General features: G+C 61.7%; 15 protein-coding genes and 1 pseudogene. 14 read left to right on the top strand and 2 right to left on the bottom strand.

The window, feature by feature from the left end; genetic code table 11:
• Positions 1 to 771: LysR family transcriptional regulator (locus VL003_RS13365; RefSeq protein ID WP_325443289.1), on the bottom strand; the 771-nt coding region annotated here is incomplete at its 3' end.
• A gap of 116 nt (positions 772 to 887) precedes the next feature.
• Here VL003_RS13365 and mdcA point away from each other — a divergent pair.
• From mdcA to VL003_RS13305, 12 genes and pseudogenes are all read left to right on the top strand, one after another.
• On the top strand, positions 888 to 2543 hold the full coding sequence (gene mdcA / locus VL003_RS13360; protein WP_414708312.1) for a malonate decarboxylase subunit alpha: 1656 nt from the start codon (positions 888 to 890) through the stop codon (positions 2541 to 2543).
• Entirely contained in the window at positions 2543 to 3517 is a 975-nt protein-coding gene (locus VL003_RS13355; protein WP_325443287.1) for a triphosphoribosyl-dephospho-CoA synthase, read from the top strand. Before mdcA ends, VL003_RS13355 begins: the two co-directional genes overlap by 1 nt.
• Positions 3460 to 3756 carry a malonate decarboxylase subunit delta gene (locus VL003_RS13350; protein ID WP_325443285.1) on the top strand — a complete coding sequence of 99 codons (297 nt, stop codon included), beginning with the start codon at positions 3460 to 3462 and terminating at the stop codon, positions 3754 to 3756. Before VL003_RS13355 ends, VL003_RS13350 begins: the two co-directional genes overlap by 58 nt.
• 70 nt (positions 3757 to 3826) lie before the next feature.
• Positions 3827 to 4633: pseudogene (locus tag VL003_RS13345) on the top strand (biotin-independent malonate decarboxylase subunit beta); the annotation flags it as partial.
• A gap of 6 nt (positions 4634 to 4639) precedes the next feature.
• Complete coding sequence (locus VL003_RS13340; protein ID WP_325443291.1) at positions 4640 to 5695, top strand: biotin-independent malonate decarboxylase subunit gamma; 1056 nt, start codon at positions 4640 to 4642, stop codon at positions 5693 to 5695.
• Positions 5667 to 6500, top strand: a complete 834-nt coding sequence (locus VL003_RS13335; protein WP_325443283.1) for a malonate decarboxylase holo-ACP synthase — start codon at positions 5667 to 5669, stop codon at positions 6498 to 6500. Before VL003_RS13340 ends, VL003_RS13335 begins: the two co-directional genes overlap by 29 nt.
• Positions 6497 to 7426: a malonate decarboxylase subunit epsilon gene (gene mdcH / locus VL003_RS13330; protein ID WP_325443281.1), complete on the top strand. Its 930-nt coding sequence runs from the start codon at positions 6497 to 6499 to the stop codon at positions 7424 to 7426. The genes VL003_RS13335 and mdcH overlap by 4 nt, the downstream gene beginning before the upstream one ends.
• A 172-nt stretch (positions 7427 to 7598) precedes the next feature.
• On the top strand, positions 7599 to 8651 hold the full coding sequence (locus VL003_RS13325) for an XdhC family protein (RefSeq protein ID WP_325443279.1): 1053 nt from the start codon (positions 7599 to 7601) through the stop codon (positions 8649 to 8651).
• Positions 8652 to 9302: 651 nt separating this feature from the next.
• Positions 9303 to 10520, top strand: coding sequence for an ABC transporter substrate-binding protein (locus tag VL003_RS13320; RefSeq protein WP_325443277.1), 1218 nt, complete (start codon positions 9303 to 9305; stop codon positions 10518 to 10520).
• A 138-nt stretch (positions 10521 to 10658) separates the two neighbouring features.
• On the top strand, positions 10659 to 12578 hold the full coding sequence (locus VL003_RS13315) for an ABC transporter permease (protein WP_325443275.1): 1920 nt from the start codon (positions 10659 to 10661) through the stop codon (positions 12576 to 12578).
• Positions 12575 to 13354, top strand: a complete 780-nt coding sequence (locus VL003_RS13310; RefSeq protein ID WP_325443273.1) for an ABC transporter ATP-binding protein — start codon at positions 12575 to 12577, stop codon at positions 13352 to 13354. Before VL003_RS13315 ends, VL003_RS13310 begins: the two co-directional genes overlap by 4 nt.
• On the top strand, positions 13354 to 14091 hold the full coding sequence (locus VL003_RS13305) for an ABC transporter ATP-binding protein (protein WP_414708311.1): 738 nt from the start codon (positions 13354 to 13356) through the stop codon (positions 14089 to 14091). The genes VL003_RS13310 and VL003_RS13305 overlap by 1 nt, the downstream gene beginning before the upstream one ends.
• 84 nt (positions 14092 to 14175) lie before the next feature.
• Here the strand turns inward: VL003_RS13305 and VL003_RS13300 are convergent, their stop codons facing one another.
• Positions 14176 to 14826 (bottom strand): 2OG-Fe(II) oxygenase, encoded by a 651-nt coding sequence (locus tag VL003_RS13300; RefSeq protein ID WP_325443269.1) that lies wholly within the window; start codon positions 14824 to 14826, stop codon positions 14176 to 14178.
• A 292-nt stretch (positions 14827 to 15118) separates the two neighbouring features.
• On the opposite strand from VL003_RS13300, the gene VL003_RS13295 reads away from it, so the two are divergent.
• Both VL003_RS13295 and VL003_RS13290 read left to right on the top strand, forming a co-directional pair.
• Positions 15119 to 15580, top strand: coding sequence for a TRAP transporter small permease (locus VL003_RS13295; RefSeq protein ID WP_325443267.1), 462 nt, complete (start codon positions 15119 to 15121; stop codon positions 15578 to 15580).
• A partial coding sequence (locus tag VL003_RS13290) for a TRAP transporter large permease (RefSeq protein ID WP_325443265.1) occupies positions 15577 to 16872 on the top strand: 1296 nt, incomplete at its 3' end. The genes VL003_RS13295 and VL003_RS13290, both read left to right, overlap by 4 nt.

The following is a 16872-nucleotide window of genomic DNA, read 5'->3' as shown; positions in this document are numbered from 1 at the left end:
GTCGCTGAACGAGCGAACCCGACCGGGCAGCAGGCTGCAGCCCATGCCTTGCCCCACCAGGTTGATCAGCGAAAAAATATCGTTGACCTGCATAGCCGTATTGGGCTCGTAGCCGGCCGCCTCGAAGGTGGCGGCGAAGCTTTCGGACGTGACAAAGCCCTGGCCCAGCATGACAAATGTTTCGTTACGCGCGTCGGCCAGGTCGATATTGCTTGTCGCCCGGGCATATTTCGAGACGGCTGCCGCGGCAAAATACATGGCGTCTTCAAACATGGGCACCGAAAGCAAGCCAGGGCGCTGGATAGGGCCGTTGGCGCCCACAATGACGGCATCCAGTTTACCGGCCTGCAGCGCGTCGATCAGCCCCTGGCTGGAGTCCATGGATAGCGCGACGTGCAGGTCGGGCCGACGCAGCTTCAGCGCAATAATGACTTGAGGAATGCAATGCAGGGTCAAGGAATAAAGCGAACCGATACGTAAGCGCTGCGTGTTGACGCCCGCCAGCTCTCGCACCTTTTCCACGCCCTGGCGGCACTCATCCAGGCAGCGCCGCGCGTGGGTGGCAAAGGCGTAGGCCGTATCCAGTGGATGCAGGTTGCGTCCTTCACGCCGAAACAAGGGGCAGCCCACGCCATCTTCGAGCGAATGCAGGGCGCGATGCACGCTGACCGTGCTTAGGTTCAGTTCCTCGGCCACCCGGGCCAGGTTGCCCAGGCGCATGAACGCCAAAAAAACCTCAAGCTTGCGCAGGGTGATGGTGTCGAATTTCATAAGGCCTCCATGTGTAATTATTAGCATAAGGCTAATGATTGCGCCACTAGGTTGATTGATGCCCTGCCGTGCCGGGTTTATGGTGCAGGTTCGCAGGCAAGTTAAGGAACCATCTGGTGAAGCCCTTCTCCGAAACCCGCTGGAACACGCGTGCCACCGAAAAGCGTCGGCGCCTCGACCAGGTGGGCGGCCTGGCCCAAGGCAGGGTGCTGCCCACCCACCGCCTTACCGAGGCCTTGCAGAAACTGCTGGCGCCGGGCGACCGTGTCGTGCTCGAAGGCAATAACCAGAAGCAGGCCGATTTTTTAGCGCGCGCGCTGGCGCAAGCCGATCCAGCCGTGTTGCACGATCTGCACATGATCATGCCCAGCCTTAGCTTGCCCCAGCATCTTGATCTGTTTGAACACGGCATTGCCCACCGGCTCGACTTTTCGTTTGCCGGCGCCCAGAGCCTGCGCATGGCGCAGCTGTTGCAAGATGGGCGGCTTGAAATCGGTGCCATACATACCTATGCCGAGCTCTATGCACGGCTTTACATCGACCTGATTCCCAACGTGGTGCTGGTGGCCGCGTACGCAGCCGACAAACAAGGCAACCTGTACACCGGCCCAAGCACCGAAGACACGCCGGCGCTGGTAGAGGCCGCCGCCTTTCGAAACGGCATCGTCATTGCTCAGGTCAACCAGTTGGTCAACGACCCCGCCGAGCTGCCGCGAGTCGACATACCCGGTTCATGGGTTGATTTCGTGGTGCAGGCAGACCGGCCCTTTTTTATCGAGCCCTTGTTTACCCGCGACCCGCGCCTGATCAAGCCGGTGCACATACTTATGGCCATGATGGCCTTGCGCGGCATCTACCAACGCCACCAGGTGCGCTCGCTAAACCACGGCATCGGCTTCAATACCGCCGCCATCGAACTTATCTTGCCCACTTATGGCGAACAGCTTGGCTTGAAGGGCAAAATCTGCCGCAACTGGGCGCTTAACCCGCACCCCACGCTGATTCCGGCCATTGAGTCGGGGTGGGTCGAAAGCGTGCATTGCTTTGGGGGCGAATCGGGCATGGAAGACTACGTTGCCGCGCGCCCCGACGTGTTCTTTACGGGTTCCGACGGTTCCATGCGCTCGAACCGCTTGCTGTGCCAACTGGCCGGGCAGTACGCGGTCGACATGTTCATCGGCTCGACTTTGCAGATGGATGCCCGGGGTAATTCTTCTACCGTTACGCGGGGCCGGCTGGCCGGTTTTGGCGGGGCGCCCAATATGGGTCACGACCCGGGCGGGCGCCGCCACGCCACACCCGCCTGGCTTGACCTTATTCAGGGCGAAGACGAGCTCGCACGCGGGCGCAAGCTGGTGGTGCAAATGGTTGAAACCTTTCAAGAGGGCGAGCGCCCGACTTTCGTCGACACGCTGGATGCCGTGCAGGTAGCCAAAGACAGCGGCATGCCACTGGCCCCGGTCATGATCTACGGCGACGACGTTACGCACGTGCTGACCGAAGAGGGCATTGCCTACTTGTACAAGGCGCGCTCGCTGGACGAGCGCAAGGCCATGCTGGCTGCCGTGGCGGGCGTCACGCCTATCGGCATGACCAGTGTTGCGTCCGATGTGCAGCGCATGCGCAAGCAGGGGTTGGTGGCCTTTCCTGAAGACCTTGGGGTGCGACGGGCCGACGCGACCCGTTCTTTGCTGGCGGCCAAAAGCATTGCCGACCTGGTCGAGTGGTCGGGCGGGCTGTATAAGCCGCCGGCACGGTTTCGGAGCTGGTAATGAACACCGGCGCTTCCTCGCTGGCGGCTGCAAGTCTGGGCGGCGAAACCAGTAATTGGGTCGAACGCCTGGCTGACGGTGTGGTGTGCGCCCTGATCGACGAAGCCCAGCTTACGCCCAAACCCGGCCTGGTCGACAGTCGGGGCAACGGCAGCCATAGCGACTTGAATCTTTCGTTGATGCGCCTTTCGGCCAAAACGCTGCGGCCGTATTTTCTGTCCATGGCCCGCGCGGGCACGCAAATCGAGCAGATTGCCGTGTTGCGGCGCGTTATAGGCGCGCAAGGGCGCGAGGCCGAGGCCGCCATGCTGCGAGCAACAAGCGGCGTCAATACGCATCGCGGCGCCATCTGGTCTTTGGGCCTGTTGATCACCGCAGCGGCCCGCGCAGGCTGCAGGCGCGGGGGCCCGGGATGGCGTGCAGGCACGGTAGCGTCCTTGGCAGGGGCGCTGGCCCGCTGCCCCGACCCTGCCGCGCCCGTGCACACCGGCAACAAGGGCGAGGCCGCGCGCCGTCGTTACAGGGTGGGCGGCGCCGTGGCCCAGGCCCAGGCCGGCTTCCCGTTAGTGACCAATACAGCCTTGCCGCAACTTTATCGCTCGCGCAAGGCGGGTCAGCCCGAAGACGCTGCGCGATTGAACGCCTTATTGGCGGTGATGGCCCAACTGGACGACACCTGCCTGCTGTCGCGCGGCGGCAGGCAGGCGTTGGCCGCCATGCAAGCGCGGGCGGCGGCTGTGTTGGCAATGGGCGGCACCGGCAGCCCGGCAGGGCGCCGCGCGTTGCAGGGCCTGCATGATTACGCCCTGAGCCAGGGGCTGTCGCCGGGCGGTGCGGCCGACCTGCTGGCTGCAGCGCTGTTTCTCGATCAATTAACGAAGGCAGCTTTTCCCAAACCAACGATGTGGGAGCAAACATGGAAACAATGTCATTCACGTACGCGGCAACTGGTGTGGCAGCCGGCCGTACCGTAGTCGGGGTGGTGGGGTCGGGTGACCTGCAGGTGCTGCTTGAGCCCGCTCAAGGCCACAGTCAAGTGCGCATCACCACTTCAGTAGACGGCCGCTCTGCCGTGTGGGCTGCGTTGCTTGACCGGGTATTTGGCTCGGCCGCTTTGCCGGCTGCCCGCATCGAAATTGACGACTGCGGCGCCACGCCGGGCGTGGTGCGCCTGCGCATCGAGCAGGCGTTTGAAGAAGCGGGGTCGGCATGAGGCCTTGTTGCACCGGGCGAACGCACAGCAGCCTTCTTGCGGCATGCCTATATTTGAACGGAGGCCGACCATGGCGCTGCCACTGACATTACGTCAAAGCTTCATCGAGCTGGACGCCCGCGCTCGCGCATACAGCCTGCTGGACACCGGCGCTGCGCGCGAACTTATTGACCCCTTCGAGCGTCTTAAATCACCGTGGCTGCCCAAGCAAGGCATTGTGGCCCAGGCCGACGACGGCGTGGTGGTGGTGAAAGGCAGGCTCGACGCAGCGCCCGCCGTGGTGCTGGCCATAGACGGTGCTTACCAGGGCGGCAGCATGGGCGAGGTAGGGGGCGCAAAGATCGCGGCGGCGCTCGAGCTGGCCGCTCAAGATAACCGCCGGGGCGTGCCCACACGTGCCGTACTGCTGCTTGAAACCGGCGGCGTTCGGCTGCAAGAGGCCAATCTGGGCCTGGCCGCCATTGCCGATATCCACGCCGCCCTGGTCGATCTGCGGCGCTACCAGCCGGTGGTGGGCATTATTGCCGGCACGGTGGGCTGCTACGGCGGCATGGGCATTGCAGCAGGTCTGTGCAGCTACCTTATTGTCACCCGCGAGGCACGGCTGGGCCTGAACGGCCCTGCAGTCATTGAGCAAGAGGCCGGCATCGACGAGTTCGATTCCCACGACAAGCCTTTCATCTGGAGCCTTACCGGCGGCGAGCAGCGCCATGCAAGCGGCTTGGCCGACGAATTCGTGGCAGACGACTTGCACGAGATTCGCGCACAGCTTCTGGCATGTATTGGGCGCGGCGTGCCGGCGCCACCTCGCAGCGCGCGCTGCAACGACTTTATTCAGATGCTTGATGCGATTGACCCGCAGGCAAGCCCTGAACCCGACCAGATGCGTTCATGGCTGGCGGGGGCAACGGGTGTCGGCCGGACGCGTTCGGCCCCGGCCGAGCCAGGCTTGGCAGGTCCGTTCACGCAAGGCCCGGTCGGTACGATGCCAACACTTGAAAACCACGCATCAGCCAACTCCACGCCCGGCGGCGACGACGAGGCAGCGTCGTCGCGCGGCGTGGCCTGGCTTTCGGCGTTGACGCAGCATGTGCAGACACAGCCCGGTTTTCCAGCCACTGTGCGCGTGGTTGACGCCGCATTGGGCGACGAACAAGCACGATATATTGCGGTGGTGCCCGACCCGTCCAATCGCTTTCCCCGGGTTCGAAACGGTGAAGTCGGCCTGGCCGAAGGGTGGTACCTGGCTCGAGCCATCCGGCAGTGCGTGGAGCAGGACGCCGGCAGCGCCGCCACCGACCGGGCAGGTGTCGCGGGCACCGTGTTGCCCGATGAGTCGTCCGGACACCACACGCGTCGCCGGCCCATTGTCGCCGTCATCGACGTGCCCAGCCAGGCGTACGGAAAGCTGGAAGAAGGCCTGGGCATTCATCAGGCGCTTGCCGCGGTGGTGGATGCGGCGGCGCAGGCGCGGCTGGCCGGGCATCCGTTCATCGGTCTGATTGTGGGCCAGGCCATATCGGGCGCGTTTCTGGCGCTGGGCTGTCAGGCCAACCGCCTGATCGCGCTGCGCGACCCGGGTGTGCAGGTGCATGCCATGGGCAAGGCCTCGGCGGCGCGCATTACCCAGCGCACGGTCGAACAGCTTGATGCCCTGGCCGCAGGCGTGCCGCCCATGGCCTACGACATTGAAAGCTACGCTTCGCTGGGCATGTTGTGGAAGAGCCTGCAGGCGCAGAACGCCCGCCGGCCCACAGCGCAAGACCTGGCTGCGGTCAGGGCCTTGCTGTGCGAGGCCGTGTCGAGCATTCGATCCGATCCTCTGCGCGATCTTTCCAGCCGGCTGGGCGCCCCGAACCGCAACGCTTCGCTCAAGGTACGCGAACGCATGCGCGAGCTTTGGAACCAAGATGAATCCGTCCCTTCCGCGCGCTCATGATCTTGTCTGGGTACGAAGCCCACACGACTTGCAGTGGCGGGCTACGCCTTGCGGGTCCGGCCTGCCGCATGGGGGCACTGACGCCGGTGCTGCGTCCCGACCTGACGGTTGGCTGGCCGAGTGGCTGGCTGCCGGCGCGCTGACGCCGGTGGTCGTGCGCCGGGAAGCCACCGAGTGCGCCAACATGCTGCCAGTAGGTATCAGAGGCAGCGGCCGACATCAACGTCAGGCCGCCTATCTGTTTATAGAGGCGGTGCTGCGCATTACCCGCCCGGAAGATCTGGTGCCAGGCGCAGTCTGCGCCGGCCACGGTTTGTTACCCAGGGCTGAGGCCCGTTACCGTGCGTGCAGCGAGCCCGAAGGCAAGGCCGCGGCCCAGCACAGCCAGTCCTGTGCGCTGGCTCGACTGCAATCGGCACTGGTTGCGATTGCGCCCGCCCTGAACTCGCTTGGTTTGCCCTGGGGTCCAACCGGCGGCCTGGGCTTTGCCTTGGCCACCGGCCTGCCCGTGCTGCACCCGGGCAGCGACCTGGACCTTGTCGTGCGAGCGCCTGAGCCGCTTACCCAGAGCCAGGTACAGGCGCTGGCGGCAGCCGTGCAACAGGGCGATTGCCGCGTCGATCTACAGATTGACACCGGCCACGCAGGTTTCTCATTTAATGAGTGGTTATCGAGCGCGCGCAGAGTCCCTGAACCTGGCAACCGGCGCGGCCGCATCTTGCTGAAAACCAACACGGGCCCCGTGTTGGTAAACGACCCCTGGCAGGCCCATTCGAGCCAAGCCTGTGCCAGAGGCGCCGCATGAGCGTGCTGTTCACCTTTCCCGGCCAGGGCTCGCAGCGTGCCGGCATGCTGAAGCGCCTCGCGCATTTGCCGCAGGCGCAACGCGTTATCGAACAGACCAGCCAGACGCTGGCAGACGACGTGCTTGCATGGGACACCGACACCGCCCTGCGTTCGACCGTGGCCGTGCAAATATGCCTGCTGGCCGCCGGGGTGGCCATGGCCACCGTGCTGGTAGAACAAGGTGCCGCGCCCGATATGGTGGCGGGCTTGTCGATAGGCGCCTTTCCGGCCGCCGTTACGGCGGGCGTGCTTCAGTACACAGACGCCGTGCGCTTGGTCAAGCTGCGCGCCACCCTGATGCAGCAGCGCTTTCCCGCCGGCTACGGCATGACAGCCATTAACGGTTTAAGCGCTGAAGCCTTAGCGCCTTTGATTCAGCAAGTGCATTCGCCCGAACACCCCGTTTACCTGGCCAATCTGAACGGGCCACGCCAACTGGTTATTGCAGGCAGCGACACGGCACTGAAGCGCGTGGCCGCACTGGCGCTGGAGCAAGGGGCAGCCCGTACAACGCGTCTTGATATTGCCGTGCCGTCGCATTGCCCCTTACTTGAAGAAGACGCGCTTACCCTGCAGCAGGCTTTTCGTGATGTACCGGTGCGTCAGCCCAGGCTGCGCTACTTGAGCAGCAGCCGTGCTCGCGCCCTGACCGACGAGCAGGACATTGCCCACGACCTGGCATTCAACCTTGCCCGGCAGGTGCGCTGGTACGACACCATGCAACTGGCGTGGGAACAAGGAGCAAGATTAGCGGTCGAAATGCCTAGTGGTTCGGTTTTAAGCGGCCTGACCGCACCGGTATTCGCCACCGGAAGAGTGGCATGCAGCGACAACAACCGTCCCGAAAGCCTGGCGGCCCTGATTCTGCGAGCGCATCGCCAGTAACCTGCCCAGCGTCAACGCCTGGCGTATCAGCGATCAGTCATGCCTTTTGGGGGCCGGCATTAAATCAAGCCGGCCCGGCGCGAAGCTCTTATACTAAAGGTGTCTGTTGTATGTCGGGCCACGGCCTAAAACCGCGGGCTCACCCTGCAGAAACAAAGTAAATTGCTTAGCTATGGATAATCTCGATCTTGTCGTATTGCGCGCCTTGCGCGATTGGCGCCAGGCCGGCCGCCGCGCCCTTATGGCAACGGTGGTGCGCACCTGGGGTTCATCGCCGCGTCCTATCGGCTCCATCATGGCCTTGTGCGAAGACGGCACGGTGGTGGGCTCGGTCTCGGGCGGCTGCATCGAAGACGACCTGATCTACCGTTTTACCCACGCCTATTCGGGCCAGGGCGCAGGCGGCGACATACCGCAGGGCGCCCCCCAGTTTCTCAAATACGGCATCAAGGCCGACGAAGCCCATCGCTTCGGCTTGCCTTGCGGCGGCACCCTTGAGCTTTTGCTTGAATTCGACCCCGAACCCGAGCCGCTGAAGCAACTGGTGGCCCAGCTTGAAAGCGGCAAGCTCATGCAGCGCGAAGTACACTTGGCCGATGGCAAGGTTACCCTGCGCCCTGCCGACCAGCCCTCTGAGCTTAGCGTCAACGACACCGTATTGCTGAACAACTTCGGCCCGGAATACCGCATGTTGCTGATCGGGGCCGGCCAGCTTACCGAATACCTGGCCACCATGGCCCTGTTCAATGGCTTTACCGTTACCGTGTGCGACCCGCGCGAAGAATACCGCGGCAGTTGGTCGGTAGAAGGCGTAAACATTACGGCCGACATGCCCGACGACGTGGTGCGCGAATTTCGCGCCGACCGCCGCTCGGCCATTATTGCGCTTACCCACGACCCTAAGCTCGACGACCTTGCCTTGCTCGAGGCCCTGGAAACCCAAGCCTTTTACGTGGGCGCCATCGGCTCGCGCAGCAACAACGCCCTGCGTCGCGAACGCCTCATCGAATACTTCGACCAAACCGAAGAATCGCTTGCCCGCCTGCGCGGGCCTATCGGCATCTACATCGGCAGCAAAACCCCCTCAGAAATTGCCGTCAGCATCATGGCCGAAGTGCTTGCCGTCAAAAACGGCGTAACCCTTCCCCGCGACATGGACGTAGCCGCCGCCAAAGACAGCATGGGCGTTCCGCCCAACGACACCGATCTGATCTGCGCAATTTAACAAACCCCGCCCCTAAACCGACACCACTCTTTTCTTACGAGCCCGCGCAAACGCACAGGCGATCGCAACCTCCGCGCCTCGCGTCACATCGCCTCACATCGCAGCGCACCCCCATCACACCCGTATCACACCCGCATCGCAGTGCAGCGCCTCCCAATCGCAAAACCCCAGCCGTCGAGGGGGGTGAAGGTATTTTCGGGCGTTGGAGGGCGCTGCCACAATCCGCCCGACCGCCCGAAAATACCTTCACCCCCCTCGGCGGCGCTTAAGAACCCAGAAACACCCCCCCGCCACATTCACAACACCCCCACAGTTCACGTACAACGTCAATGCAACCGTCAACGCAATCGTCAACACAGTCCCGCTATTCACATACAACACCGATTGCATCCCCGTCTTTCCATCAGCCGGCAGCATTCACCGCCAAGAAACACGGTTTTCAAACAGTTACAGCTAGCCCCAAAAAAAACCAAACTATAAGGGCTTACCCACATTGCGCGCGCCTAAATATTCCCTTAGTATTTTTTGAACATATTTAGTGCTCACTACATTTAATTTAAGTAGCGACTACATTTTTAAAAGCACCGGTTCGGGGCAATAACCCGACGTGTAAACAACAACCCTGCACGCTGCATGCTCCAGGAGACAACCATGAAGTCATTGAAATTACTGGCCGTTGCTGCGGCCTTTTCGGCAACGCTGGCCGGTTTAACCGGGGCTGCTCACGCAAAATCAGACGACGTGATTCTGATCGGTGAAATCAACAGCTACAAAGCCTTGCCCGCCAATATGGGCCCCTACAAAAAAGGCTGGGAGCTTGCTCAAGAACAGATCAATGCAGCCGGCGGCGTGCTGGGCAAAAAACTTGAAACCATTTTTCGTGACGACAACGCAAACGCCGGCGAAGCCGTACGTATTGCCGAAGAACTGGTGTCGCGCGAGGGCGTTGATTTTCTGTCGGGGGTAACCCTCTCGCACGTGGGTCTGGCGGTGTCCGACTACGCCAAGCAGCGCAAAATTTTCTATCTGGCGTCCGGCCCGCTTTCTGACAAAGTAATCTGGCAAAACGCCAACCGCTACACCTACCGCATGCGTTACGGCACCCACCAGCTTTCGGCTTCAGTGGCCCCGGCCGCCGCCGCCCTCAACAAGAAGCGTTGGGCGCTTATTTACCCCAACTACGAGTACGGCCAAGCTGCCGTGGCCGCCTTCAAAGACGAGCTTAAAAAACTGCAGCCCGATGTCGAGTTTGTGGCCGAGCAGGCACCGCCTTTTGGCAAGCTTGATGCCGGCCCGGTTGTACAGGCCCTTGAAGACGCCAAGCCCGACGCCATTTTTAACGTGTTGTTTGGCCCCGACCTGACCAAATTTGCGCGCGAAGGTAAAACTCGCGGCCTGTTCAAAGACCGCGAGGTCGTCAGCCTGCTTACCGGCGAGCCCGAATACCTGGACCCCCTGCGCAGTGACGCACCCGACGGCTGGATCGTTACCGGCTACCCCTACACAAGCATCGACACCCCCGAGCACAACGCCTTTAAAAAGGCATACGAAGACAAATACGGCGAGTACCCGCGGCTGAACTCCGTGGTCGCCTACGCCACCGTGCAAGCCATTGCAGCGGGCATTAAAAAGGCCGGTTCCACCGACACCGAGGCCCTGATCAAGGCGTTCAAGGGTCTTGAGTTCGACACCCCGTTCGGCCCCGCGCACTTCCGCGAGATCGACAACCAGTCCACCTTCGGCCTGCATGTGGGCCGCCTGGTCAACGAGGGTCGAAAAGGCTCCATGCCTACCGGCGAATACATCGACGGCGGCAAGTTGCTGCCCAGCGACGAAGAGGTCAAAGCGCTGCGCCCCGCAGTGGAGTAAACGCCTTTCGTAGCAGTGCCCCGGCCTTTGGCTTTCAAAGGCGGCAAGTTTCACGGGCGGTAGAGCCGCCCGTGCCTTCGGGCCGCCGTACTGGTCGTAAACCCCCCGGTTTCTTTATCTTTATTGCGGGTCGTCGTCATGGATATTTCCGGTTTTATCGTACAGCTGCTTAACGGCCTGGCCGGCGCCTCGTCGCTGTTCCTGGTTGCAGCGGGCTTGTCACTTATTTTCGGTGTCACGCGCATCGTCAACTTTGCCCACGGCTCGTTCTACATGGTGGGCATCTATGTGGCCTACTCGCTGGTGTTCGCACTGGAAGACAGCCTGGGCTTCTGGCCGGCCATACTGCTTGCCGCCGTCCTGGTGGGGGCGCTGGGCGCCCTGATCGAAATCTTTCTGTTGCGCCGCATATACCATGCGCCGGAACTGTTTCAGTTGCTGGCCACCTTCGCCGTGGCCTTGATGCTGCGCGACGTTGTACTTTGGTATTGGGGGCCTGAAGAGCTGCTTGGGCCACGGGCTCCCGGCCTGGAAGGCGCGGTCGAGATTCTTGGGCGCCAGTTCCCCACTTACGATATTTTCCTGATCGCCGCCGGCCCAGTGGTATTGGGGCTGTTGTGGCTGCTGCTGACACGTACCCATTGGGGCACGCTGGTGCGCGCCGCCACCCAGGACCGCGGCATGGTCAGCGCCCTGGGCGTTAACCAGGCCTGGCTGTTTACGGCGGTGTTTGCCTTGGGCGCTGCGCTGGCCGCATTGGGCGGCGCGTTGCAGTTGCCGCGCGAACCGGCCAACCTTGAAATGGACATACACATTATTGGCGCCGCCTTTGTCATTGTGGTGGTGGGCGGCATGGGGTCCATTCCCGGCGCCTATGTGGCGGCCCTGCTTATCGCCGAGCTCAAGGCCCTGTGTGTGTGGTTGGGTGTGGTCGAGGTCATGGGCATTACGGTGTCGTTCACCAAGCTGACGCTGGTGGTCGAATTCATTGTGATGGCGGTAGTGCTTATATTGCGGCCGTGGGGCTTGTTCGGGCGGCCTCAACGTGCGGGTCACAAAAACAACCAGGGCGAAAAACCGCTTATTCCGGCAAGCGCCCGCTTCAAGATTGGCGTGGGCCTGTTCGTGGCGGTGCTCGTGGCCTTGCCTGTGCTCACCATTGATTCACCCTACGTTACGGTGCTGCTGATCGACCTGCTGGTGGCCTCGTTATTTGCCGTCAGCCTGCATTTCATCATGGGGCCCGGCGGCATGCACTCGTTCGGCCATGCCGCCTATTTTGGGCTGGGTGCTTATGGTGCGGCGCTGCTGGTCAAGCAGTTCGGCCTGCCCATGGAGGCCGCGCTTATCGTGGGGCCGGTCGTGGCGGCGGTGGGGGCGTTTGTATACGGCTGGTTCTGTGTTCGGCTTTCCGGCGTATACCTGGCCATGCTTACCTTGGCGGTGGCCCAGATAACCTGGGGCATCGTCTTCCAGTGGGACGACGTCACCGGCGGCAGCAACGGTCTGACCGGTGTCTGGCCGGCTCAATGGCTTGCCGACAAAACCACGTATTACTACTTGACCCTGGTCTTGGTGATGGCAGGCATTCTGTGGCTGCGGCGCGTGCTGTTCTCGCCTTTTGGTTACGCCATGCGGGCCGGGCGCGACTCCTTCCTGCGGGCCGATGCCATCGGCATCAACGTCAAGCGCATTCATTGGTACGGCTTTATTCTGGCGGGCACGGTTGCCGGCCTGGCCGGTGCCTTGTTCGCTTTTTCGAAGGGCAGCATCGCGCCCGAAACCCTGCACGTCAATAAGTCGATAGACGGTCTGGTCATGGTGCTGCTGGGCGGCATGCAAACCCTGGTCGGGCCCATCGTCGGCGCCGTCTCGTTTACCTGGCTGCACGACACCGTTGCCCGCAGCACCGATTTTTGGCGTGCCATGCTGGGCGGCATCATTTTGCTGCTGGTCCTGTTGTTCCCGCAGGGCATTGCCGGCACGCTCAAGCAGGTTTACGACGCGTTCCTTAACCGTAGAACCCAACACATCGGCGCAAAAGGGGTATCGCTATGAGCCTGCTGAAAGTCACCCGTCTCGGAAAATCATTTGGCGGCGTCAAGGCCGTTGACGAGATCAGTTTCGAGCTGGCCCCAGGCGAACTGCTGGCACTCATCGGCCCCAATGGGGCGGGTAAATCCACCACCTTCAACATGGTCAATGGCCAGCTTCGCGCCGACCGCGGTTCGATCAAGCTCGACGGCCACGAGCTGACCGGCCTGCCGCCGCGCGACATCTGGAAGCTGGGCGTGGGCCGCACGTTTCAGATTGCCGAGACCTTTTCCTCGTTCACCGTGGTCGAGAACGTGCAGCTGGCCCTGCTTTCGGCCGACAGCAAGTTGCTTTCCACCTGGCGCAGGGCGGCGGGCCACAAGCGCGACGAGGCCATTGAGCTATTGGCCAAGGTGGGCATGGCGCAACAGGCCGACCGGCCCTGTGCCGACCTGGCCTACGGCGACGTAAAGCGTGTTGAACTGGCCATAGCCATTGCCAACAACCCCAAGCTGCTGCTAATGGACGAGCCCACTGCGGGCATGGCGCCCAAAGAGCGCAACGAGCTTATGGCGCTGACCAAACAATTGGTGGTCGAACGCAATATGGCCGTCTTGTTTACCGAGCACAGCATGGACGTCGTGTTTGCCTATGCCGACCGCATGATCGTGCTGGCTCGCGGCCGGCTGATCGCCGAGGGCAAGCCGCACGAAATTCGCGACCACCCCCGCGTGCAAGAAGTGTACTTCGGCACCGGTAAAACATTCGAAAAGAACACGCCCCAGAAGGAGCCCGCATAATGAGCATGGCGACGCAAACATTGCTGGATGCCAAGGGCCTGCGCGCCTGGTACGGCGCCGCCCAAATTCTGTTCGATCTTGACCTTCAGGTGCAGGCAGGCGAGGTCGTGGCCCTGATGGGCCGAAACGGCGCCGGAAAATCCACCACCTTGAAGACCTTGATGGGCATGCTGGACAAACGCCGGGGCACCATCAAGTTCCTGGGGCACGACATCTCTCGCAGCGAGCCCTACCACGCATCGCGCCTGGGTCTGGCTTTTGTGCCCGAAGACCGCCGCATCTTTACCGATCTGACCGTGCTAGAGAACCTGGCGGTGGGGCGCCAGCCGCCGCGTCCCGCGGGCCTGCCTAAAAGCGCCCCCGAATGGACGCCCGAGCGCCTGTTCAAATTGTTTCCCAACCTGGGCGAAATGCCCCAACGCCCGGGCGGGCGCATGAGCGGCGGCGAACAGCAGATGCTTACCGTGGCCCGTGCGCTAATGGGCAACCCCTATCTGGTGCTGCTCGACGAACCCTCTGAAGGGGTGGCGCCGGTGATTGTCGAGCAAATGGCCAACATGATCCTCGAGCTCAAGGCCAATGGGGTCAGTATTTTGCTTTCCGAGCAGAACATGCACTTTGCCGAATTGGTTTCCGACCGCGCCTACGTCCTTGAAAAGGGCCAGATCCGCTACCACGCCACCATGCAAGAGCTGGCCGCTAACGACGAGGTGCGCCGAGCATATTTAAGCGTGTAAGCCGGTACCCGATTCCGTGGCCGGGTGCTTACATGGCGGCGGGAGTCAAGTGCGTTGGACGATTCGCGGTGTCACCCCAGGCGATTAACCTTCGTCGTCGCTGCGGAACCAGCCCGTCAGGCTCCAGCGGGTCTGCCGGGCCGGCAGAACTTCGTGGGGCATATCGCTTAAAAAAATGGCCAGACGCCCGCCCACCGGCAAGATGCTTGTCGTGGGCGCCTCGCTGCCATTCTGTGCTTCCGGGGTATTGGACGCTGCCTGGGCAGACGCTTCACGCGCGAACAAGCGAAGCTCACCGCCATCGCCGGCGTTCCATGCTTCGTTCAAATATAAGACGAGCGACACTTTGCGTGCCTGTACCCCGCGGTGCTGGTCCACATGTCGGGCATATCCTCGCCCCGGCTCGTAGCGCGCAAAGTGCAGTTCGCAACGCCGCAGACCCAGGAAGAAATGCTGGTTCAGATCGTGTTGAAGGGTTGAGGCCCAGGCCAGGAAGCCGGCGCAAGCCGGCGTGGCGTCGTTATGGTGCAGCCAACTTATGGCGTCGCCGCGTATTTGCGCGTTATGCGTGGCGCCTGCGTTGCGGCCGATGCCGGCAGGCTTGAAAGAGCCCTGGTGCCAAAGGTGGTGGGCATGGTCGCGTAACGACGTAACCAAAGCGGCCGGAACCAGGTCGTCGCTAACGGCCCAGCCATGTTCTTCCAGCGACCGAAACAGCACATCGTGAATGCCCATTGGGTTTCATGCGCCTAAAGCAGGCATTGTGGCACGAAAACCGCGCCGCGAACCGTCTTTCGTCGCAGAGAAATCTGCTTTTATTCCCCTATGAAATGCTGTTTTAGAACCGTAAAACTTAGCGGTAACCCTAATATGGTGAAAATGCTTTAAGTGTAAAATTCTTTTCCCGACGGTCTTCAGTGGGCTGAAGTTTTCGTTGTATTGGATTTAAGGTAAGTCTATGGAAGACACAGGACAGTCGCCGCAACGGCGACATGCCTTTCCCGGTGCGTCTTTTTACCGGGGGGTAATGATAGGTACAGGTGTCGTCGCTGCTATTTTGTTCGCCGCCATGGCGTTGCTGGTATGCGCTGACGTTCTTCTGCGCAATATGGGCATTATGTCCATTCCATGGTCGGTTGAAGTGACCGAATACATGCTGATGGTTTCCGCCTTTTTGGCGGCGCCGTGGCTGGTGTACACCAACGACCATATTCGTGTCGACATTCTGCTCCGAGGCCTGGGCGAGGCCACGCGCCGCGCGTTCGGTATCTTCGGCGATCTTATTTGCCTCGTCATCAGCCTGATCCTGGCGGTTGAAAGCGTGTTCAGCATGGTCGACAGCGCGCAGCAGGGCGGCATGATCTTCAAGGTGCTGGTGTTTCCGGATTGGTGGTTGGCCATACCCATGGTCATTTGTTTCATTCTGCTGTCGGTCGAGTTCATTCGCCGTCTGGCTTGCGCCTTCCTGTGCGCGAAGGCGGCATCATGATGATGGAATGGTATTGGGCCCTTAGCGCTTTGCTGGGCGTGTTGTTCGCACTGATGCTGGTCGGTGTGCCGGTGGCCTTCGCCTTCCTGGGCGTGAACCTGATGGGTGCCTGGTTCTTCATGGGCGGCGAAGCCGGCCTGGGGCAGCTGGTGCGCAACTCCATACAGTCGGTCAGCAGCTTCTCGCTAACGCCGATTCCCTTGTTTATCTTGATGGGCGAGGTGCTGTTTCATACCGGGGTGGCTTACCGAGCCATTACGGCGGTTGAAAGCCTGATCAACAAAGTGCCGGGCCGCTTGTCGATTGTGTCGGTGGTGGGCGGTACGGTGTTCGCCACGTTGTCGGGCTCGACCATTGCCAACACCGCGATGATGGGCGGCACCCTGCTGCCCGAGATGCTCAAGCGCGGCTACCACCCCAGCATTGCCATGGGCCCCATCATGGCCGTGGGCGGCATTGCCATGCTGATCCCGCCTTCGGCGCTGGCCGTCATGCTGGGCAGCCTCGGCGGTATATCGATTTCTCAATTGCTTATTGGCGGCATCGTGCCTGGCTTGCTGCTGGCCCTGTTGTTTGTGGGCTATGTGGTGGTGCGCTGCAAGCTCGATCCCTCGCTGGCGCCCGCCGATGAGTCGGGTGAAACGCTGCGCGGCTGGCAAAAATGGAAGCCCTTCGTGCGCGACGTGGTGCCGCTGTTTGCCATTTTTGTGGCCGTGGTGGGCAGCATGCTGATCGGCTGGGCTTCGCCCACCGAATCGGCCGCCATTGGCGCGGTGGCTTCGGCGCTGGCTACGGTGTTCTATGGTTCGTTCACCTGGCAGTCGTTCTACAAGTCGCTGATGGAAACGGCGCGCATTTCGGTCATTATTCTGTTCGTGCTGATCGCGTCCACCACTTTCTCGCAATTGCTGAGCTTTTCGGGCGCCACCACCGGCCTGCTGGGCCTGATCTCGGCCTACGATCTGTCGCCCCTGTGGCTGGTGGTGGGCATGTTGGTCATTGTTCTGGTGCTGGGCTGCGTGATTGACCAGGTCAGCATGATGATGATCACGCTGCCCTTCTTCATGCCCCTGGCCAACGCAGCCGGCATCGACCCCATCTGGCTCGGTGTGATGCTTTTGTTGGCCATGGAGATCGGCCTGCTGACACCGCCGTTCGGCCTGCTGTGCATGGTCATGCAAAGCGTTGAGCCCAGCCACATACGCCTGACCCAAATCTACGGCTCGGTCATGCCCTTCATTGTTATAGAGCTGCTGGTATTGGGATTGTTGTTGTTCCTGCCCTGGCTGGCC

The sequence above is a fragment of the Pusillimonas sp. genome, assembly GCF_035515275.1.
Taxonomy (GTDB): Bacteria; Pseudomonadota; Gammaproteobacteria; order Burkholderiales; family Burkholderiaceae_B; genus Pusillimonas.
Note: the sequence above shows the minus strand (reverse complement) of the source record. Positions and strands in the feature narration are given on the sequence as shown.